Source organism: Nonomuraea sp. CA-141351, assembly GCF_050944675.1.
Taxonomy (GTDB): domain Bacteria; phylum Actinomycetota; class Actinomycetes; order Streptosporangiales; family Streptosporangiaceae; genus Nonomuraea.
The window spans coordinates 11,552,429-11,572,546 of the sequence record NZ_CP191982.1 but is presented as its reverse complement, the minus strand read 5'-3'; the positions used below and the strand labels follow the sequence as shown (position 1 = coordinate 11,572,546).

General features: G+C 68.7%; 20 protein-coding genes and 1 pseudogene. 12 read left to right on the top strand and 9 right to left on the bottom strand.

The window, feature by feature from the left end; genetic code table 11:
* The first annotated feature begins 78 nt into the window (after nt 1-78).
* Nucleotides 79-645, top strand: coding sequence for a YcxB family protein (locus ACQPWU_RS54485; protein ID WP_433434975.1), 567 nt, complete (start codon nt 79-81; stop codon nt 643-645).
* A 135-nt stretch (nt 646-780) separates the two neighbouring features.
* On the opposite strand, the gene ACQPWU_RS54480 is transcribed toward ACQPWU_RS54485, so the two are convergent.
* On the bottom strand, nt 781-1,824 hold the full coding sequence (locus ACQPWU_RS54480) for a serine hydrolase domain-containing protein (RefSeq protein ID WP_433434974.1): 1,044 nt from the start codon (nt 1,822-1,824) through the stop codon (nt 781-783).
* Nucleotides 1,825-2,108: 284 nt separating this feature from the next.
* Entirely contained in the window at nt 2,109-3,530 is a 1,422-nt protein-coding gene (locus ACQPWU_RS54475) for an FAD-dependent oxidoreductase (RefSeq protein WP_433434973.1), read from the bottom strand.
* 83 nt (nt 3,531-3,613) lie between these two features.
* Here ACQPWU_RS54475 and ACQPWU_RS54470 point away from each other — a divergent pair, with 83 nt between their 5' ends.
* Nucleotides 3,614-4,237 carry a TetR family transcriptional regulator gene (locus ACQPWU_RS54470; protein WP_433434972.1) on the top strand — a complete coding sequence of 208 codons (624 nt, stop codon included), beginning with the start codon at nt 3,614-3,616 and terminating at the stop codon, nt 4,235-4,237.
* Nucleotides 4,238-4,306: 69 nt separating this feature from the next.
* On the opposite strand, the gene ACQPWU_RS54465 is transcribed toward ACQPWU_RS54470, so the two are convergent.
* On the bottom strand, nt 4,307-5,191 hold the full coding sequence (locus ACQPWU_RS54465; protein ID WP_433434971.1) for a helix-turn-helix domain-containing protein: 885 nt from the start codon (nt 5,189-5,191) through the stop codon (nt 4,307-4,309).
* A gap of 23 nt (nt 5,192-5,214) precedes the next feature.
* Entirely contained in the window at nt 5,215-6,033 is an 819-nt protein-coding gene (locus ACQPWU_RS54460; protein ID WP_433434970.1) for an alpha/beta fold hydrolase, read from the bottom strand.
* A gap of 404 nt (nt 6,034-6,437) precedes the next feature.
* Here ACQPWU_RS54460 and ACQPWU_RS54455 point away from each other — a divergent pair, with 404 nt between their 5' ends.
* A complete protein-coding gene (locus ACQPWU_RS54455) occupies nt 6,438-9,527 on the top strand; it encodes a BTAD domain-containing putative transcriptional regulator (RefSeq protein WP_433434969.1) in 3,090 nt (1,029 codons plus the stop codon).
* On the opposite strand, the gene ACQPWU_RS54450 is transcribed toward ACQPWU_RS54455, so the two are convergent.
* A complete protein-coding gene (locus ACQPWU_RS54450; RefSeq protein WP_433434968.1) occupies nt 9,511-9,693 on the bottom strand; it encodes a hypothetical protein in 183 nt (60 codons plus the stop codon). The genes ACQPWU_RS54455 and ACQPWU_RS54450 overlap by 17 nt on opposite strands.
* A gap of 508 nt (nt 9,694-10,201) precedes the next feature.
* Between ACQPWU_RS54450 and ACQPWU_RS54445 the strand changes: the two genes are divergently transcribed.
* A complete protein-coding gene (locus tag ACQPWU_RS54445) occupies nt 10,202-10,795 on the top strand; it encodes a hypothetical protein (protein ID WP_433434967.1) in 594 nt (197 codons plus the stop codon).
* Here the strand turns inward: ACQPWU_RS54445 and ACQPWU_RS54440 are convergent.
* Nucleotides 10,754-11,167, bottom strand: a complete 414-nt coding sequence (locus ACQPWU_RS54440) for a hypothetical protein (protein ID WP_433434966.1) — start codon at nt 11,165-11,167, stop codon at nt 10,754-10,756. The two genes, ACQPWU_RS54445 and ACQPWU_RS54440, sit on opposite strands and share 42 nt — an antisense overlap.
* Nucleotides 11,168-11,220: 53 nt before the next feature.
* Between ACQPWU_RS54440 and ACQPWU_RS54435 the strand changes: the two genes are divergently transcribed.
* From ACQPWU_RS54435 to ACQPWU_RS54420, 4 genes and pseudogenes are all read left to right on the top strand, one after another.
* Nucleotides 11,221-12,027: an ArsR family transcriptional regulator gene (locus ACQPWU_RS54435; RefSeq protein WP_433434965.1), complete on the top strand. Its 807-nt coding sequence runs from the start codon at nt 11,221-11,223 to the stop codon at nt 12,025-12,027.
* On the top strand, nt 12,024-12,422 hold the full coding sequence (locus tag ACQPWU_RS54430; protein ID WP_433434964.1) for a VOC family protein: 399 nt from the start codon (nt 12,024-12,026) through the stop codon (nt 12,420-12,422). Before ACQPWU_RS54435 ends, ACQPWU_RS54430 begins: the two co-directional genes overlap by 4 nt.
* 59 nt (nt 12,423-12,481) lie before the next feature.
* Nucleotides 12,482-12,719: pseudogene (locus tag ACQPWU_RS54425) on the top strand (hypothetical protein).
* Nucleotides 12,720-12,882: 163 nt separating this feature from the next.
* On the top strand, nt 12,883-14,166 hold the full coding sequence (locus ACQPWU_RS54420; RefSeq protein WP_433434963.1) for an APC family permease: 1,284 nt from the start codon (nt 12,883-12,885) through the stop codon (nt 14,164-14,166).
* A 228-nt stretch (nt 14,167-14,394) separates the two neighbouring features.
* Here the strand turns inward: ACQPWU_RS54420 and ACQPWU_RS54415 are convergent, their stop codons facing one another.
* Nucleotides 14,395-14,769: a DUF6223 family protein gene (locus ACQPWU_RS54415; protein WP_433434962.1), complete on the bottom strand. Its 375-nt coding sequence runs from the start codon at nt 14,767-14,769 to the stop codon at nt 14,395-14,397.
* A 217-nt stretch (nt 14,770-14,986) separates the two neighbouring features.
* Between ACQPWU_RS54415 and ACQPWU_RS54410 the strand changes: the two genes are divergently transcribed.
* Both ACQPWU_RS54410 and ACQPWU_RS54405 read left to right on the top strand, forming a co-directional pair.
* Entirely contained in the window at nt 14,987-16,114 is a 1,128-nt protein-coding gene (locus ACQPWU_RS54410; RefSeq protein ID WP_433434961.1) for a sensor histidine kinase, read from the top strand.
* A complete protein-coding gene (locus tag ACQPWU_RS54405; protein WP_433434960.1) occupies nt 16,111-16,773 on the top strand; it encodes a response regulator in 663 nt (220 codons plus the stop codon). Before ACQPWU_RS54410 ends, ACQPWU_RS54405 begins: the two co-directional genes overlap by 4 nt.
* Before the next feature lie 355 nt (nt 16,774-17,128).
* Here ACQPWU_RS54405 and ACQPWU_RS54400 read toward each other — a convergent pair whose 3' ends face one another.
* Together ACQPWU_RS54400 and ACQPWU_RS54395 are read right to left on the bottom strand one after the other, a co-directional pair.
* Nucleotides 17,129-17,524 carry a YbaB/EbfC family nucleoid-associated protein gene (locus ACQPWU_RS54400; RefSeq protein ID WP_433434959.1) on the bottom strand — a complete coding sequence of 132 codons (396 nt, stop codon included), beginning with the start codon at nt 17,522-17,524 and terminating at the stop codon, nt 17,129-17,131.
* 143 nt (nt 17,525-17,667) lie between these two features.
* A complete protein-coding gene (locus ACQPWU_RS54395; RefSeq protein WP_433432965.1) occupies nt 17,668-18,927 on the bottom strand; it encodes an IS701 family transposase in 1,260 nt (419 codons plus the stop codon).
* Between the two features lie 134 nt (nt 18,928-19,061).
* Between ACQPWU_RS54395 and ACQPWU_RS54390 the strand changes: the two genes are divergently transcribed.
* Together ACQPWU_RS54390 and ACQPWU_RS54385 are read left to right on the top strand one after the other, a co-directional pair.
* On the top strand, nt 19,062-19,385 hold the full coding sequence (locus tag ACQPWU_RS54390; RefSeq protein WP_433434958.1) for a hypothetical protein: 324 nt from the start codon (nt 19,062-19,064) through the stop codon (nt 19,383-19,385).
* Nucleotides 19,382-20,113 carry a WXG100 family type VII secretion target gene (locus tag ACQPWU_RS54385; RefSeq protein WP_433434957.1) on the top strand — a complete coding sequence of 244 codons (732 nt, stop codon included), beginning with the start codon at nt 19,382-19,384 and terminating at the stop codon, nt 20,111-20,113. The genes ACQPWU_RS54390 and ACQPWU_RS54385 overlap by 4 nt, the downstream gene beginning before the upstream one ends.
* The last annotated feature ends 5 nt before the right edge of the window (nt 20,114-20,118 follow it).

The following is a 20,118-nucleotide window of genomic DNA, read 5'->3' as shown; positions in this document are numbered from 1 at the left end:
TTAAGTGCCCGTGAGCAAACCGATAGTTAAGGCGACTTGTACGAGCTGGCAGGGTCCCAAGTGGGAGCCACCTTGAGAGTGGCCCGGATCATCCGTCTTTACTCCAGATTCCGCGGCGGTCATGATGCGGGCGTGGACCTGAGGACAGATTACGGGCTCTTACCCGACGAGGTGTTTCCCGTGCTACGGACGCTTGCCGGCCGTCGCCGTATGGCGATTGCCTTTCTGATCGGGTTCCTGGCGCTTCCTGTCATCGCGCTGAACGTGGTGGTCGACCAGCACCCGGCCAGCATCGCTATCACGGTGCTCACCATCGCCGCGGAGATGGCGCTCGTGCTGTTCGTGAGGCGCAGCCTGAAACGGGACGCCGCGAGGCTGCTGCTGCCGGATTCCGTGCACCTGACCGATGACGATGTCGAGATGGTGACCGGGGACCGCGCAACGACGGTGGGATGGTCGCATGTCACCGGTCTGAAGGCGACACCCGAATTCTGGTTGCTGCACACCGGCGAAGGGCGCGTCCTTGCCTTACCGCGCCGACTGTTCACCGCCGACCAGCAGACAGAGATCGACACGTTCTTCCCGAGGGTCATCCAGGGGACGCTCCAAGCCTGGCAACGGCCGAGACCCGATGTCCCCTCTTAAGGGCATCCGAGCCGTGAGCGGTCACTGGGTCTGTGATAGTCGGCCGGTTGGGCCGCGGCCTGAAGCGCGCTTGCTCGACGGCCTCCGGCACCATTCTCCTTCTGCCCACACTCACCGTGTGCTGCGTTTCCTGGTTCATGGTGTGACTCCATCGCATTGGCCGGTGATGTGTAGAGCTTGCGAGGTGGGGTTTGTCACCTCGTCGAGGAGGCTGTCGAGGAGGTCCACTCGGCGTTCGGTGTGGTCGGCGATTGCGATGAGGACCACGCTCAGGTCCAGATCGGGTATGCGGGCCAGTAGGGCACGCAGACCGGGCCAACCTCCTCCGTGGCGATAGACGCGATGGCCGGCGTGTGATCGGACGCCGATGCCCCAGGCATAGTCGATGGGTGTTCCGTCATCAAGGCATCCCGGAGTCTGCATGAGTGTCGAGATGCCGAGTTCGTCGGCGTTGAGTGCCTGGCTCCATTGCAGGAGGTCGCCGGCGGTGGTCCACACGCCTCCGTCGCCCAGGGACAGCGGGGCGGGATGAGGGTGGGTAAGCGGCGCGGCGCCGGCAGGTGTGGGATCGGGCCCTGGCCAGTAGCAGGTGTTGGCCATCGCCAGCGGGGCGAAGAGCCGGCGTTGGGCATAGTCGGGCAGCGGCTGGCCGGCTGCTTGTTCCACGGCGGCGGCAAGGCAGACGTATCCGGCGTTGGAGTAGACGTGCTCAGCGCCCGGCTGGCGATCCAAGGCCGGGAACTGAGCGAGCGCCTGGATGACGGCCTGGCTGGTTCGGTCGGCATCGCCGGCCATGAAGGCATCGATCCTGGAGCCGGCCGGGAGGCCTGCTGTGTGATGGACGAGGTGCCGGAGCCGAATGGTGTCGGCCCATGCAGGTAGCTGGGGCAGCCAGCGTGATAGGGCAGATTCCATGTCCAGATCACCACGCTGGGCGAGCTGCGCAGCGCAGGCAGCGGTCATCTGCTTCGATAGTGAGGCCGCGTAAGCGACCGTCGTAGCGTCCAGCGGCTCGCCACCGAGTGTGAGCCCCTGGGCTAGAAGGACGGGTGGCTTGCCACGCTGCTGCATCCCGACCACGATCGGTTCGTCACCGCGGTAGCCGGCTCTGTCGACGAGGGTGGCCATGCGTTGTTGCGGTTGAGACATATCGGCGGTTCTTCCAACCTCTGAAGGCACCCTGTCCTCCTCCGTGACAGTTCAGCGCTGAGGAGTGAACTGATTGGTTGAATGATTCGACGGTGGGGGTGCGCCCTGGCAGCCGGGGGACTGGAGCGAAGCCGCACTGTTTCCCTTGCCGCATGTTCATAGCCGAAATGGCCGGAGACGTGACAGCCCTGCCTGTCGGCGACGGCGTAGCAGGTGCCGGGAACTTCGGGTCCATCCCGCTTGCGCGGGGAGGAGCCCGTTCGAGCCCGAAAATCGGGGGTGGTTGCGTGTACGGGGCCCGTCTCCCCGCAGGCCTACGCCATGAGGGGCCGGCACGGATTGCCGAGGAGGGCGTCCAGGTCGGGATCCGTGTCCGCCGCCCAGGCCACGTAGCCGTCGGGCCGGACCAGAATCGCGTGGGGCAGGCCGTCCACCGGCTGGGCGCGCGTGGCGCCGAGGTCGTGCGGGAGGATCCCGGCCAGGTCGAGCAGGACGGGCCTGCCGGCCAGGAACAGCGACGGATCGAGACCGGCGACTCGGTGACCGACCAGCGGGTGGTCGCCGGGCAGGTCGTAGGAGTGCGACAGCCCCGACATCAGGCCCGCCAGGTGTCTGTTGGCCTCGGGCAGGCTCATCAGGTCGGTGAAGACCTTGCGCAACTCCATGACGTCCGCGCTGGGCCGGAGGTTGGCGAAGACTCGCTGCGCCCGGGTGATGTGCAGGACCCAGGCCCCGGCCGGGTGCCGCTCGGCGTGGTAGGTGTCCATGAGGTCCGTCGAGGCCCGGCCCCGTAGCACCGCGGCCATCTTCCAGCCCAGGTTGAAGGCGTCCTGCACGCCCAGGTTCAGGCCTTGGCCACCGAAGGGTGGGTGGATGTGCGCGGCGTCGCCGGCGAAGAACACGTTGCCCACCCGGTAGCTGTCGATCTGCCGGGTGGCGTCGCCGAACCGTGAGGCGTTGTCCACGGCGGCCAGCACGGTCTGCTCGCCGTACACGATGCGCAGCAGCTCGGAGATCTCCTCGAAGGTGACCGGCCTGTCCTTGGCCGGCTCCTCCTCGCCCGCCGCCTCGCCGGTGAACCGGTAGCGGCCGCCGCCCAGCGGCACCAGCATCACCCAGCGGTCGTCGGCCTCGCGCGTGAGCGTGCTGATGTGCCCGGGAGCCTTCGGTACGAGGTCGGACACCGACGACAGCCGCACGTCGGCCAGCACCGCCGTAAACGTCCCCGGCCTGCCGGGAAACGGCACGTTGAGCAGCTTCCTGACCGTACTGTGCGCGCCGTCGCAGGCCACCAGGTAGCGGGCCTCGATCCGCCGGTCGCCGGCCGTCACGATCACGCCGTCGTCCGACTGCTCCACCGCCGTCACCGCGGTCTCGCGCAGCACCTTGACCCCCAATGCCGTGGCACGCTCCTCCAGCACCTCCTCGATCTCCCACTGCGGTATCGCGAGCGGGTACGGGTGCGCGGTGTCCCACGCCGTGCAGTCGAGCGGTACGGGCAGCATCGCGAAGTGCCCGCCCATCGGCTCGCGTGAAAGCGCCCTGGCCTGCATCGGCTCCAGCAGGCCGCGCAGTTCGAGCAGTTCCTGTGTGCGCGGCTGGATCGTGCCGCCCTTGGTCTGCTCGATCCGGTACGGCAGGCGCTCCACGACCAGGACGTCCACTCCAGCCAGAGCCAGCTCGCAGGCCATCGTCAGCCCGGTGGGTCCGGCGCCCGCCACGATCACTTCGGTCATCGTTCCTCCCAATACTCAACCCGGTGCAAATATATACCAAGCGCAAGAAACGTACGAGTGCAGGGTTTTGATAGCGTGGAGGCATGACAGGGCTGCGTGAACGCAAACGGGCACGGACCCATGCCGCCATCTCGGAAGCCGCCATCGCGCTCTTCCTTGAGCGCGGGTTCGACCAGGTGTCCGTGGCGGAGGTGGCTGAGGCCGCCGAAGTGTCGAAGCGGACCCTGTTCGCCTACTTCCCCGCCAAGGAGGACCTCGTCGTCCACCGCTTCGCCGACCACGAGACCGAGGCGGCCCGCGTGGTGCGCGCCCGCCGGCCGGACGTCGGGCCGCTGGCCGCCCTCCGTGACCACTTCCTGGACGGCCTGCGCGACCGCGACCCGATCACCGGCCTCAACGACGTCCCAGAGATCCTCGCGCTCACCCGCATGGTCCGGGAGACTCCGGCGCTAAGAACGAGGGCGATCCGCTTTCAGGAGGGTTCGCAACAGGCACTCGCCGAGGCGCTCCAGGACTCCGCCGGCGTCCCCGCCCTGACCGCGCGCCTGGCGGCCACCCATGTGGTGGCCACGCACTGGCTGTTGTCGATGGACAACGCCCAGGCGCTGATCGGCGGCCAGTCCGCTGACGAGCGCTATCCGGAGGCGGTCGCCGACGCCGAACACGCCTTCACCTTGCTGTCCGAGGGCCTGGCCGGGCACGTATAGCGATCTTTGGGCACCATCCAGTGCTCAACTGCGCAGTGCGTGGGAGCCGGATCGTCGCAGGCAGGTTGTTCAACGAAGGTCGGGGATGCGTTCGCCACCCGTCACAGGGCTCCGGGCCGGCGCAGAATCCGGCCACGCAACGTCGTCAATCGCGAGCCACGGCGCGACGGCCACGGCCGTGGGCGTGAGCCCGGCGAACGCCTTGACCTCGCGGTGGAGGTGGGACTGGTCGACGTAGCCGCTCTCGGTGGCAACGCCGGCGGCGGCGTGACCCGCCGCGAGAAGGTGGGCGGCGTGGTCGAACCGCACCAGCCGGGCGGCGCGTTTGGGTGTGATGCCGAGCTGGGACCGGAAGCGGGACCACAGGCGCTTGCGGCTCCAGCCGACCTCGTCCGCCAGGCCTTCGACCCGCACCCGCCCCCGGCTGGTGAGCGTCCGCCGCCAGGTGTAGGCGACCTCCGGATCGACCGGTGGGCGGGCGTCCAGCCGCCGGCCGAGGAGCTCCGCCGCGATCGTGAACCGTTCGTCCCACGACGCGGCGGCGCGCAGCCTGTCCTCGGCCCGCCCGGCATCGCGGCCCCAGACGTCCTCGAGGGATGCCACCGTCCCGCTGAGCTCGGCCGATGCGCCGAGCACCGCAGCCGCCACGACCGGCTCCAGCCGGATCTGGAGGCACTCGGCGACCCCATAGCCGGCTGCCCGAAGGTCGCCGGGGAGGAGCCCGACGACGACGCTGCCGCGCTCGTGCCGGCCCTGGGCGTCGTAGACGATGCCTTCTCCCTCGCTCAGGTCGATGAGCAGGGTGACGGACGGGTGCGCGACCATGGCGATGTCCACGAGTATGGGAACGCGTGGGCGGAACCCGGCCATGCTCACCCCCGGCAGCCGACCTGGCGGGCGCGGGACTGCGACGTCCACCCACGCCCAGTCGAGTGGTGTCCCGGTCGACAGCACATGACCAGTCTAGGTCTCAGGGATCACGGGGTGTCAGCGGCCTGTGCCGTGAAGTCCAGCAGCAGTTCGCCGGTCGCCTCGGGCGCTTCGAGCAGGGGTAGGTGCCCGACGCCGGGCAGCAGCTCGATCCGCGCGTTCGGCACCCGGTCGTACTGGTGCGCCGACGACGGCTCCCATCGGGGGTCGGCAGTGCCGAAGATCGCCAGCACCGGGAGCTCGAGGGCGGCGAGGCGATCGGGCACGCTCCGCTCGGTGATGTAGGCGGCGTTCCCGCGCAGCACCGCCCTGGTCGTGCGGTACGTGATGCGCCGTAAGTCGGCGACCAAGTCGTCCGAGACGTCCACCGGGCGAGCGGCCGTCGCCCTGATCCCACTGCGGATCATCGCGTCCGAACGCCTCGGCCACAGGAGCGGGCCGAGAGGCGGGGCCAGCAGGACCCGGAGGATGAACGGCTGCGGAAGGAACGCATCGAGACTCGGGCCGGAGCTGATCAGCGCGAGTGACCCCACCAGGTCGGGGCGCTGTTCGGCAAGCGCGGTGGCGACGTAGCCGCCGCTGGAATGCCCGGCCACGGCGATGCGACGAAGGCCGAGGTCGTCGAGTACCTCCGCCACCCGGGCCGCCTGCAAGGGCACGTCGTATGACGGCGCGGGCGGGGACTGGCCGCAGCCCGGGAGGTCGACCCGGATGACGTGATGGTGGCCGGCCAGTGCCGGGACCACCGGCCCCCAGAAGGCGCCCGAGGCCCCCGATCCGTGGATGAGCAACAGCGGTGGCGCCTGCCGCGGGCCGTCGTGGACCACGTGTATCCCATGCGACTGCTCAACGTCGTACTCACTCATGCAGGGAATGATGCATGGGCTGCCGACTATCAGTCTTGGACAAATGTCGTCGTGGAGTTGACGACCGCCGGGCTCCGCTCCAGCGAGCGCTCGAAAGCCAGGGTCGACGGCCAGGCGCGACACGTTCATCCGGCTGGACGGCGCAGCCAAGAGCGTGAGCCGGGACCTGGAAGCCAAGGCCGAAAGCTGGCCGTGCGGCATCAACCGGCTCGAACGCCATCGCGCTGTGGCCTACGCTTGCGGTGCGCTACGAAGCCGTGGTTCTCATCGTCCTGATCAACGAATGGCTCTGACCGGACTTCGGCGCAGGCCCTGGTCGGTCGTCGCCACGGTTCGGCTAAATTGCTGATGTGCGAGTCGAATTGCTTGGTCCGTTCGAGGTCCGGAACGGCGATGGGGCCGTGATGGAGGTTCCTGGGATTCGGCTGCGCGCCCTGCTGGCTGCACTCGCCCTCGAACCTGGCCGGATCGTCACGCGTGCGAGGCTGGTGGACTGGATCTGGGGGCAACGGCCGCCCGCGGACGAAGTGAATGCCTTGCAGGCGTTGGTGTCCAGGCTACGCAGGGTGTTGCCGGACGGTGTGATCGAGGCGGATTCCGGCGGGTACCGGCTGGCCGTGGCTCCTGATGCCGTGGACGTGTGCAGGTTCGAGCACCTGGTCGGTCAGGCCCGTGCCGCCGAGCCTGCGGCGCGGGCGGATCTGCTGCGCTCGGCCTTGGCATTGTGGCGCGGCACTGCCATGGCGGACATCGCGCTGCAAGACAGCGATGCGTTCGACGCCGCGGTCGCGCGTCTGGACGAACTCTACGTCGCCGCGCTCGGGGATCGGGTGGATGCGGACATTCGCCTCGGCCGTGGCTCCGAGTTGGTCTCCGAGCTGACCGAGCTGGTTACCACGTACCCGCTGCGGGAGGGGTTCGTGGCGGCCTTGATGCGAGCGCTCGCCGAGGCGGGGCGCGGGAATGAAGCGTTGATCGTGTACCAGCGGACGCGTGAGCGGCTCGCTGAGGAGTTGGGCACCGATCCATCGGCCGAGCTCTCCGCGCTGCACACCGCGTTGCTACGTGGCGAGCTGGGCGAGCGGGCGGAGAACCGCCGGACGAACCTGCGCGCCGAGCTGACGAGTTTCGTCGGCAAGGACGAGGACATCTCCGCGGTCGCCGTGTTGGCCATCGGGCATCGGCTGGTCACCTTGACGGGAGCGGGTGGCTCCGGCAAGACAAGGCTGGCAACGGAGACCGCGCGGACGGTGCTCACCGAGCTGCCGGATGGGGCGTGGCTGGTCGAACTGGCCTCGGTGCGGGCAGGCGGTGATCTGGCGCAGGCCGTCCTTACCGCGATCGGCCTTCGTGACCAGGCATTGCTCGGTGATGCGCGCGGCGGGGAACCGATGGATCGGCTCATCGCCGCGCTCCGGGAGCGCGCGATCTTGCTGATCCTGGACAACTGCGAGCACGTGATCGAGGACGCCGCGGCCTTCGCGGATCGGCTTCTGGGGGAGTGCCGGAGGCTGCGGATTCTGGCCACGAGCAGGGAGCCGCTCGGTATCACCGGCGAGGTGCTGTGGCAGGTCGAGCCACTCGCGCTGCCCGCGGAGGGAGCGGACCCCGCCGAGGTCGCCTCCTCGTCCGCGGTGCGGCTGCTGCGGGACCGCGCGGATTTGGTACGCAAGGACATCGGATCCGACGCGCACACCTTGTCGGCCATGGCGCGGATCTGCCGGGCGCTCGACGGGGTGCCGCTGGCGATCGAACTGGCCGCGGCACGCCTGCGCACCATGTCCATCGATCAGCTGGCACACCGGCTCGACAACCGATTCCATCTGCTGACCGGCGGCAGCCGTACGGCACTTTCCCGGCACAAGACGCTGCGCGCGGTGGTGGACTGGAGCTGGGATCTCTTGTCCGAGGCCGAACGTGGCGTGCTGCGGCGGCTCTCGGTGTTCTCCGGCGGGGTAAGCCTGGAAGCGGCCGAACGGGTGTGCGGCGACGAGGCGTTCGCCGGCGAACAGGTGCTCGACCTGCTGACCGCGTTGATCGAGAAGTCGCTGCTGCTCGCAGACGGCGAGGGCACGCCGCGCTACCGGATGCTCAACACCATCAGGGAATACGCGGCGCACCGGCTCGCCGAAGCCGGGGAGACCGAGTCGGCGCGCCGGGCGCACCTTGCCTACTTCACCGAGCTGGCCGAGACGGCCGAGCCGCAACTGCGTCGGGCCGAGCAGCTGGAGTGGCTGGCCACGCTCAAGGCCGAGCACGACAACATCAGTACGGCCCTGCGCGGGGCGATCGCCGAGGGATGGGCCCAGGAGGCGATGCGGCTGGTCGCAGCCGTGGGCTGGTACTACTTCCTCAGCGGGCACAGGGCCGAGGGCACCGAGTTGAGCATCGCGGCGGCCTCGCTGCAGGGTGAGGTGCCCGATGAGGTGCGGGCGATCGCGTACGCCATCGTGACAGTGTTCATGACCTCCGGGCCCGGCCGTGATCAGTATCAGGCGCAGGAATGGATCCACGAGGCGCACCGGCTCACCCAGCGCACCGGGCATCGCCACGTCATGCTCGGGTTCGTCGAGCTGTGGGAGCGGCTGCTGCAGGAACCGACGGATTTCCTGTCCGTGTTCGAGCCGCTCATCGCCGACGAGCATCCATGGGTGCGCGCGCAGGCCAGGCTCACTCGTGGCCGATTCCGGCTCACGCTCGGTGGCGACGAGACGGGCGTGGACATCGACGCCGAGATCGCCCTTGCCGAGTTCCGCACGCTGGGTGACCGGATGGGGATCTCGTTGGCGCTGACCTTCCTGGCCGATCGGCTTGCCATGCGCGGCGAGCTCGCACGCGCGTGTGAGCACTACGACGAGGCGGCCGCGGCGCTGACCGAGTTGGGCTCGACCGAGGACGCGGTCGGCCTGCGGACGCGGCAGGCTCAGCTGTACTGGTTGCTCGGCGATGAGCGATCCAGCACCTCCGCCATGGCCGAAGCGCAGCGGTGCGCGGACGGGATCTCCTGGCCGGACACGCTTGCCGAGCTGGCGCTTTCGAAGGCCCAGCTGGCCCGCTGGCGCGGCGAGCCGGACCAGGCATACGAGCACCTGGCCACGGTGCGGGCGATGATGGGCGACGAGGAACTGAGCGACCTGGCCCGCGCCAAGACCATGGACCTGTACGGCTATCTCACCGAGGATCTCGAGAAGGCCCGCGCGCATCGGCGCGAGGCGCTCGGCGCGGCTGTGGGGACGACGTATCCGCCGCTGATCGCCGAGGTGTTGATCGGGATCGCGGATCTCGCGCTGCGCCAGGGCCAGTACGAGCAGGCCGTGCGATTGCTCGCGGCGAGCGACGGCGTACGCGGTACGCCGGATCGTTCGCAGCCGGACGTTTCCAGGATCGCCGCGGAGACGCGGAATCACCTTGGCGAAACCGTGCTCGCCGAGGCGACCCGCGACGGACAGCGGCGGGATTGGCGTGAGCTGGCCGAGATCACGCTCGCTTCGTGAACGTCGCGCGCGCCCACAGGTAGCCGATCAACGTGAGCCCGGCACACCAGACGATCGCCGTGATGGCCGTGCCCGCCGACGGCGTGCCGGTCAGAAATCCGCGCAGGGTTTCGATGATCGGGGTGAACGGCTGGTACTCCGCGAATTGCCGCGCACCCGGCCCCATTTTGTCGGTCGGCGCGAATGCGCCAGTGCCGTCAGCATGATGATGCGGACGCGCCGAGCCAATGCGGGAAGCTCGCCGACGGGCGGAACCCCATCAGCAACGCGACCCGATGATGAACGCGATGGCCACCAGGGTCCGTAGCAGGGTCGCGATCACGTGCGCGTGGTTGGGGCTCGTGACACTTGGTTGATCACCATGGTGCTCACCGACACCGGCGCCAGCTGTCCCAAATCGCGGCGCGGTTACCCGAGCCCGCCTTGGACCGCGACCTCGTGGGGCTCGTGCCGGAAGGGACGCGGCGTCTCCAGCCCATTGGATGGTGCAGGTGTACTGGCTGCCCTGAGGGGGCGTGTCCGTGAAAGCAGAACGACCCGTCGCCAGCGGGCGTCACAGCCGGCAAGGTGATGGTGAGGGTTTCCTTGCGATTGGAGAAGGTGCGTCGCACGGTGAGCGAGGCGCCCGGCGGGGATGCCTGGACGGTTCACGGCGGGCGGCTCAGCATCTTGACATGCCGACGGCTGAGTGGATCAATTGCGGACTTGTGCGCATCCTTGCAGGAACACTGGTGGTCGCCACCATGGTCGCCGGGTGCTCGAGCGACCCCGTCGACGTAGCACCGTCGGTCGCGCTCGCGCCCCCTTCGCCCATGGCCCCGAGCCCCGAGCCGCGGGTGGAGTCCGTAGCTCCTTCGCCGGCGACGCCGAGCCCAGTGCCGCTTACCGTCGATCAGGCGGCCCGGCGTTATCTGGGCATCGTGCGGCCGTACAACATCGCGCTCGAGCGACTCGAGCAGGCGATCAACGGCGGCCAGCCTGTCGCGGTGCTACGCCGCCGAGCAGCGCAGGTCGCCACCGCGAACAGGACGCAGATCCGATATTTGACCGACACCGCCTGGCCCGGGGCGCTGCGCGGGCCGATGGGGCAGCTCAAGGCCGAATCGCTCAAGGCGCAACGGCACTGGCTCCTGGGCGCGCGTGCCCGTGCCCGCGACGCGCTCATCCAGGAGGTGCTGAACGCCGCCCGCCACGACGGGAAACCGGCGGTGGGAAAGATCCGCGCCCTACTCCACCTGGAGCAGTACGACGAAGACGACTACTCCTGATCGTCTGTGGCATGCGACTGGTCCACACCAGCCGACCCGCGGGGTCGGCTGGCAGTTGTCCGTCCATTGGTTGCCGTTGCCGTTCGGGCTGGTCTTGGAGACCAGGTCGGCGATGGCCGGACCCTCGTACGTCAGGGCGGTGCCGTTCTTGTTGGCCCCTGCATCGTGATCTTCAGCGGGAAGCCGGTCTTCGGGTCGTACTCCTACGTCGTAACGGCGACTTCCGTAGTACCGGCGTTCTCGCCTTTGGGAGAGCAAGGGTGCCACGATCATCACCCCACGGAGGGCCCGCAGCCCGACTGCCATGACCAGGATGCTCACCGGCACGTTGACGAGGAAGATCCACGGCCGGCCCAGCGCGTCGACCATCATGCCGACCAGCGCACGTCGATTACATCAAAACAATTTGATGTATTGTGTGGAGCATGATGCTGTCCGGTCAAGCCGGTCCGCCGCCGTTCGCTCGGTTGGCCGCTCATGAGGTGCGCTGGCGGCTGCTGAGCGAACTGGCGCGCAGCGATCTACGTGTGCGGGAACTCGTCACCCTGGTCGGCGAGCCGCAGAATCTGGTCTCCTACCATCTGCGGCTGTTGCGCTCGGCCGGGCTGGTCAAGGCCCGCCGGAGCAGCTTCGACGGCCGCGACAGCTACTACCACCTGGACCTGGAGCAATGTGCGCACGCACTGGCCGTCGCCGGTGCCGCGCTGCATCCCGCGCTGGGTCTGCTCCGCGCCGAGCCGGCGAAAGCGGCCGAAACGAACGCGGCGGAAACGTCGGCGGCGCCCTCTGTGCTCTTCATGTGCACCGGTAACAGTGCCCGTTCACCCATCGCCGAGGCCCTGCTACGCCACCGCGTCGGCAACCGCGCCGAGGTGACCAGCGCCGGCAGTCACCCCAAAGCGCGTCTGCATCCCGACGCCGTGCGTGTGCTGCGCCGGCGGTACGGCATCGACATCGCCGACCAGCGTCCGCGGCATCTGGACACGATGACCAGCCGCAGCTTCGACTACGTCATCAGCCTGTGCGACAAGGTCCGCGAGGCCTGCCCCGACTTCGACGACCATCCGCAACGCCTGCACTGGAGCATCCCCGACCCGGCCGCCACCAGCGGCGACAACGCGGCCCGGGACAGCTACCCCGCCTTCGACCGTACCGCCGCGGAGATCGACACCCGCATCCGATATCTGCAACCCATCCTTTTCCCCGCCCCACACCGGGAGGTCCAGTCATGACAGCAGCCGATCAGGTCGCCAGCGTCCGCTACATCGTCGACGACGTGCAAGCGGCCATCGACTTCTACACCACTCACCTCGGCTTCACCCTGAACTTCAGCGCTGCGCCCGCTTTCGCCGACGTGGTACGCGGGCCGTTGCGGCTGTTGCTGTCCGGACCCGCCAGCTCCGGTGCCCGCGCAACCCCCGACCAGGCCACCCGCGCGGGCCGCAACCGCATCCACCTGGTCGTCGACGACCTGGACACCGAGATCGCCCGCCTGCGCGACGCAGGCCTGTCGTTCCGCACTGACGTGGTCACCGGCCCCGGTGGACGCCAGATCCTGCTTGCCGACCCCGCCGGCAACCTCATCGAGCTGTATCAGCCCGCCGGTCGGCCCGCGCCCACACCCTGAGCAACGCCTCTACGCGACGGCCCCGCATGCCGCAGCCATGGTGAGCCGGCCGCTCTCAGATGGCCGCCGCGCTGCTCCACCACCACGCCCGCGGCCGGATCGCTGTCCGCTCCGCTGGCTCCGTGCCCGCCGCCACGATCAACCCCGCCGTGGTGCAGGCCATGGCGGAGGCGGTACGTGGACTGGGATCTGCCCGACCCGGCCGGCAAGGACGTCCAGCACGTCCGGCCGATCCGTGACGAGATCGACCGACGCGTTCAGGTCTCGCTCGCCGAACTGATGATGACCGGCGCCTGAACAGTGAGTCCTGCGAACCTCGGCCGCCTCGGCCCCAACTGAGCGTTCGTCTGATCACAGTGGTCGTGAGGCGGCTGCGCTGTCGGGCCTCCCGGGCGATCCCTGACCATGACCAAGCAGTATCGAAACCCGATATCGGGATCCGTTCCAACAGGAGGTCGCCGTGGCAGGCACACCCACGCCCACCGGTCAGGGGCAGCTGGAGCGCCGCCTGGGCCTGGCCGACGCCGTCGTCATCGGACTCGGCTCGATGATCGGTGCCGGAGTCTTCGCTGCTTTCGCGCCGGCGGCCCGCGCGGCCGGCTCGGGGCTGCTGCTCGGGCTGGCACTGGCCGCAGTGGTCGCCTACTGCAACGCCACCTCCTCAGCCCGTCTGGCCGCCCGCTATCCCGCCTCCGGCGGCACCTACGTGTATGGGCGCGAGCGCCTGGGGGATTTCTGGGGCTACCTGGCCGGATGGGGATTCGTTGTCGGCAAGACAGCCTCGTGCGCTGCGATGGCCCTGACTGTCGGCTCCTACCTCTGGCCCGAGCACGCACACGCTGTCGCGGTGACCGCGGTAGTGGCGCTCACCGCGGTCAACTACACCGGGATGCACAAGACGGTCTGGCTGACCAGGACGATCGTCGCCGTGGTGGTGGCCGTGCTGGCCGCGGTTGCGATCGTCTGCCTCACCTCCGGCGCCGCGGACGCCGCACGGCTGGATGTGACCTCCGATGCCACTGTCACCGGGACACTGCAGGCGGCAGGTCTGCTGTTCTTCGCCTTCGCGGGATATGCACGCGTCGCCACGCTGGGCGAGGAGGTCCGTGACCCAGCCCGGATCATCCCGAGGGCCATCCTGCTCGCGCTCGGCTTGACCCTGGTGGTGTACGCGGGAGTCGCGGTGGCGGTGCTGACCGTGCTGGGCAGCACCGGCCTGGGCCGGACGAGCGCCCCGCTGGCCGAGGCCGTGCGCGCCGCCGGGCTGCCCGCCCTGGCGCCGCTGGTCGGCGCGGGCGCCGCGGTGGCCGCGGCCGGCTCGCTGCTGGCGCTGATCTTGGGCGTCTCCCGCACCACGCTGGCCATGGCCCGCGACCGGCACCTGCCGCACGTGCTGGCCGCCGTCCACCCTCGCTTCAAGGTCCCCCACCGCGCCGAGCTGGTCATCGGCGCGATCGTGGCGATCCTGGCCGGTACGGCGGATCTGCGCGGCGCGATCGGCTTCTCCTCCTTCGGCGTGCTGGTCTACTACGCCATCGCCAACGCCGGCGCCTGGACCCTCACACCCCGTGAGGGCCGCCCGGTACGGCTGATACCCGCCGCCGGCCTGGTCGGCTGCCTGGTCCTCGCCTTCGCCCTGCCGCTTTCCTCAGTGATCACCGGAGTCGCGGTACTGGGCGTCGGCGCCGCCGCATATGGCCTGCGACGCGCGATCACAACTCGCTCATCAGAGAGTCGTCGGTGATCTCCTGGGCGAGTGCTCGGCGCGGGTGGGCACCGCTCAGGTCGTCCCGCGCTTCCTGCTGGTGCCTCAGCTACGCGTCGAGGCACGCGCGCTGGCCGAACGCGGCCCCAGTCTGCGGCTGAGGGCCAGTCACCCGAGCATCTGAGGTCGGGGCGGGCACGTATGGCGCACTGGAACTTGGTGGGTGGTCTTCTGACAGAGCCGAACACGCGCTCGTATTCGCGCCGGTCAGCCGGTGCGGCGGGAGCGGGTCAGAGCGAGCCCGCCGAGGATGATGCCGACCAGCCCCACCACCAGGGCCACGTAGCCCCCGACTATTCCGTAGCCGGTGCCGGGACCACCATCGGCGGCGGCCACGACCAGCCCGCCGATGACCGCGCCGGCCAGCCCCATTACCAGGGCTACGTTGGCCCCACGTCTTCCGGTGCCGGTGCCGATACGACCCGCGGAGCGGGCCAGCGCGAGCCCGCCGATGACCACGCCGGCCAGCCCCAGCAGCGCGGCCACGACGGACCAGAGACGTCCGGTGGTCAGGGCGTAGGAACTGACGGGATCCGGCTGGACCCAGACGTGCACGGCGGTAATCAGGTGACGGATGGACACGGGGTGCTCCTTCTCCTCCTACGACTGGTCGCCGCTTGATGATGTCCGCCGGACCTGTGGCCGGTCGTCGGGCGGGCGTGGGCGATTCGCGCTGCCGCCGTTGCCGTAGCCGGTTGCTGCGGACGCTGCAGGAACCGTGAAGGTACTGCGTGTGCGGTAGGCGCCGGTCGTCCGTGCGTAGGATTCGCCCGCGCGGACAACCGGTTATCGTGCGCCCATGAGCACAGGACGGTTCGCTGTCCGGCCTGGTGTCGCAGACTGGGTGATCGCCGTCGGTGTGGCGGCCGCGCTGCTGGTCACCGGGCTGTCCGGACAGCACTCCGCCACGTACCTCGACCTGCTCGGCTACGCGCTGCTGACGGCTGGGGGCCTGGTGCTGGCCGCGCGCCGCCGGGCTCCGGTTCTCGTCCTGGCCGTCACCGGGCTGTGTGCGGTGGGTTACCAGGCGGCCGGTTTCGACGTGCCTGCCGTCGCGTACTTGTTCGCGGTGTACGCAGCCGTACGGGCTGGACACCGTACCATCACGGTGGCGGCGAGCGTGATCATGCTGGCGGTGCTCCCTCTCGCGGCCCTGGCCTCGGGCCTGCACGACACAGGTGAGGCGTTCGCGCAGGCCCGGGGCGCTCTCGAGCTGGCCTGGCTGATCGCGGCCGGTGCCGCGGGCGAAGCGCTGCGGCAGGCCGAGCGGCGGGCGGACGAAGCCGAGCGCACCCGGGAGGAGACCGCGCGGCGCCGTGCCGACGAGGAGCGGCTGCACATCGCGCGGGAGCTGCACGATTCGCTCACCCACCAGATCTCGATCATCAAGGTGCAGGCCGAAGTAGCCGTCCACGTGGCCCGCAAGCGGGGCGAACAGGTGCCGGAGGCCCTGCTGGCGATCCAGGAGGCCGGACGTGAGGCGACCCGGGAGCTGCGCGCGACCCTGGAGGCGCTGCGCGACGACGACACGACCCCGCCGCGTGGGCTCGACCACGTTGCGGAACTGGTTGAACGGGCTCGGACGACCGGCCTGGACGCGACGCTGACGATCGAGGGACATCGCCATGACGTGCCGGCCGCGGTGGACCGGACCGTCTACCGGATCGTTCAGGAGTCCCTCACCAACATCGCCCGCCACGCCGCCGCGGCGACGGCGTCGGTCCGGATCGACTACCGTCCCGGCTCCCTCGCGGTACGCATCGATGACGACGGCAAGGCCACCCCGGACACCGCCCCGGTACCCGGCGTCGGGCTGCTCGGGATGCGCGAACGAGTCACCGCCCTCGGCGGTCGCGTGCTGGCGGCACCGCGCGGCGAGGGCGGCTTCACCGTCCAGGCCGAACTTCCCGTGGACCGAACATCGTGATCCGTGTCCTGCTGGTCGACGACCAGCCACTGCTCCGCAGCGGCTTCCGTGCGCTCCTCGACCTCGAGGACGACATCGAGGTGGTGGCCGAGGCCGCCGACGGGCAGGAGGGCCTGGCCCTGGTCAAGGAACACCTGCCCGACGTTGCGCTCATCGACATCCAGATGCCGGTCGTCGACGGCATCGAGGTGACCCGGCGCATTGCCGCGGACCCGGCCCTGGCCGGGGTGCACGTCGTCATCTTGACCAACTACGGGTTGGACGAGTACGTCTTGAACGCGCTGCGTGCCGGCGCGGCCGGATTCCTCGTCAAAGACATCGTGCCGGAAGATTTCCTGCACGCCGTACGCGTCGCCGCGCGCGGCGACGCCATGCTCGCACCGTCGATCACCCGCAAGCTGATCAACCGGTACGTCACCCAGCCGCTCGACATCGGCGCCGGTACGGGGCTGAAAGAGCTGACCAACCGCGAACGCGAGGCCGTCGCCCTGGTGGCGCAGGGTCTGTCCAACGACCAGATCGCCGGCCGCATGGTGATCAGCTCACTGACCGCGAAAACCCATATCAACCGGGCCATGGCCAAGCTCCAGGCCCGTGATCGTGCCCAACTCGTCGTCCTCGCCTACGAATCCGGCCTGATAGTCCCACGCAACTCCTGACGTCCACGGTCCGGATGCCGGCTCCCCACCAGGGTGGTTGCCCGGATCCTGCCGCGTGGTCTGGGCCAACCCTAGGAACGTTGCATTAGGCCCTTTCTCTACCTGGGGCCGCGCCATGGGCTACCCGCCACAATCGCAAGACCCGTACGGTCAGCCAGGGCAACCCAACCATGCGTATCCGCTGCAGGTTGGGTGCTCACGGGCGCCTGGATCGCGTTCTGGGCTCTGTCCTGGGGCGTTATCTCGTCATTCCTGTACATGGCCGTCAACCTCACCAGCGTGGCGACCCAAGGTGTTGGCGCAGCCGGCCCACGCTTCGAAGGGCTGGCGATCGACGGCGACACCCTCTACCTGGCTAGTGGTTCTGGAGGGCGGCGATGAAGTCCGACTGGATGGAGTCCAGGCGGGCGCGGGCCTCGGCCGGGTCCATGGGCAGGGGGCCGGCGTGGTCGATGCCCACTGCGCGTACCTGCTCCTCCGTCTGTTTCCGGACGGACATCTGGGCCGCGCGCAGCGCCGCCACGATTGCCTCGGCCAGTTCGTCGGTGCCCATCGTCCGCAGCACGCGCGGGTCGAGCCGGAGGTCGCGGACCAGACCGTCGGCCTCCACGGTGGCCTTGATCTTCCCGCCCGCCGCCATGGCCTCGCCGGTGATGTCACGAAGCCCGTGCATCGCCTCGCCCAGCTTCGCCATGGCCTCGTCGGCTTGCCTACTGATCTTCTCGAGTTCTTCGGGCGTGACGTCGAACATGACGGCGAGTCGATCAATGGCGTCTGAACCGGCCCCTAGTAGTACTTTGTTAGTTCGTCATGGTGGTCGTTGATGACAGGTGGGGCATCGGCCGGCCCAGGTGGCTAACAGCACCTGGAGCATGTGCAAGATCTTGTAGAAGGTCAGGCCGCCCCAGTCGCTTTTGGGATGGACAGCCGGAGTTCGGTGAGGAACAGATGGGCGGCCGAAGCCAGGGTGACGTGCCGGTGCCAGCCGGTGAAGGAGCGGCCCTCGAAGTGGGTCAGGCCCAGGCCGGTCTTGAGCTCGCGGTAGTCGTGCTCGATCCGCCAGCGGATCTTCGCCAGGCGCACCAGTTCCCGCAGCCGGATGTCTGGCGGAAGGGTGGACAGCCAGTAATCGGTGGGCTCGGGCTCACCAGGTGGCCATTCGGCCAGAAGCCAGCATTCGGGCAGATGCCCGTCACTGTCTCGGGCGATGCCGCTGTTGGCGGGCCGCACCCGCAGCACGAGGAAGCGTGAGCGCATCGTAGCGGTCGGGTTGCCCTTGCTCTTCTTGGTGCCCTGCCGCCAGCTCACCCGGCGCAGACTGCTGCGTCCGGCGGCCAGGGCCAGCTCGCGCAGGCTGGAGGGCGCGCTGCGGTATTTGGCCACCGGACGGCGGCCGTTACCGGAGTAGGGCACCGTCTCGGGGACGACATCGGCGGGATACGCGCTGGTGGTGCCCTTGAGGGCGACCACGTACGGCAGGTCGCGCCCGGTCAGGCCGAGCCGGAGCGCGGTCACATCGCCGTATCCGGCATCGGCCACCACCAGCGGCGGCACCTGCCCCCAGGCGGCCAGCTCATCGAGCATGTCCAGCGCCTGCTGCCACTTGGGACGGTGCCGCTGATCGTCAGGGATGCCGCAGCGCCGCCGCCGCCCGGCGATCGCCGCGGCCTGGGCTGCATCCTCGGCCAGCGCGTCGTCCCATCGCTCAGGTAGGAACAACCGCCAGTTCAGCGCCGCCGAGCACGTATCGGTAACCGCGTGCACGCTGACCGCGATCTGGCAGTTGGTCACCTTTCCCGCGGTGCCGGTGTACTGCCGGGCCACCCCCGGCGAGGCATCGCCGTCCTTGAGGTGGCCAGTGTCGTCCAGCACCCACGCCTGCGGCGCCACCACGCTGACCGCGCGCTGTGCCAGACGCCTGCGCACCGCCGCATAGTCCCAGGTCGAGGAGGTGATGAACTGCTGCAGCCGCTGGTGATCCACCCCCAACCGCTCAGCCATCGGAACCATCGATTTGCGCCGCCCATCCAGCATCAGCCCACGCAGGTACAGCCCGCCGTTGGACCGCTGTTCCCGACGCGCGAAGGAAGTGAACACCTCACCCGCGAAGTCCTCAAGACGGCCTCGAACCTCAGCCAGCTCAGCCGGAGTCACACAAAAATCATCTCACACAAGATCCCGAACTAACAAAGTACTACTAGAGAGCGGTGGCATTCCGCCGAACATCGGGTGAACCAAGACGATCAAGACCTGCCGAGCCGCAAAGATGACCTTCGACGTACCACATCATGAGGAGCCGCATGTCTTCCCGGGAAGAAACACGTTTCATCACCTCGAACACGATCTACGCGATGAGCGAGCAGTACAGCGACATCTGGGATGACTTCCTCCTCAGCAAGAAACGCGTCTGGCTTGAGGCCGACCTCGATGACACCACCTTCGGCAAGACCATGTCGAAGATTTTCAGGTCAGCGTACGACAAGGCGTATGAGGGCTGCATCGATGCGCTGGACGACGGCCTCGAGGTGGCCGATGACATGTCCAGCGCGCTGTCCACCTGCGCCCGCAACTGGCTGAGGGCCGAGCAGGCGAGCACGGTGAAGTACCGATGATCGCGCCCAGGGAAACCATCCTTGCGATCCGGCGGCTCAGTCTCTACGCGGGCGTGCCCTTGGTGGGACTCTCCTTGCTGGAGAACGTGGACATGGACGTGGACAAGGTCGAAAAGGCCGCCAAGCTCTGGAGAAGTGCGGCCAGAGCCCTTGACCGCCCCGTCGAGACGCTCGACGGGCTCCCCGCTGCGGCGCGGAAAGGCTGGATCGCCGACGATCAGCGCGAGTTCTCCCGGGTGACGGGCCACATGCACACGTCTACCGAAGACCTGAGGGACGCGCTCGACAAAATGGGCGACACCCTCGAGACCACGGCCTTCGCGTTCCGGGTGTTCGGGAAGGCGATGGCGGGCCTGGGCATCACGATCTCAGCAGCCTCCATATACGCGCTCACCATGATGCTGACGTCGCCCATCACCGCTCGCGTATACCTGAGGTATCTGGCGAAGGCCGCGGACAAGGTGCTGACCGGGATGTGCGCCGTGCTCCTTACCTACGTCATGGGACAGGCGACCGTTCTTGGCGTCATCGCCGGCCAGGCCAAGCGACTGGACGACATGGCGAAAACGCACTTCGATCAGAACGGCTTTCCGAGGGCGGAGCTGAGCGAGGTGGACTTCTCCTCCGTGGAGATCGATACCAAGAAGTTCCCCACCTTCACGAAGCTGGAGCCCGACCAGAAGCTGCCCGACGACTTCTGGGTCGCCCCCGAGCCCAAGACGTCCTAGCCGGT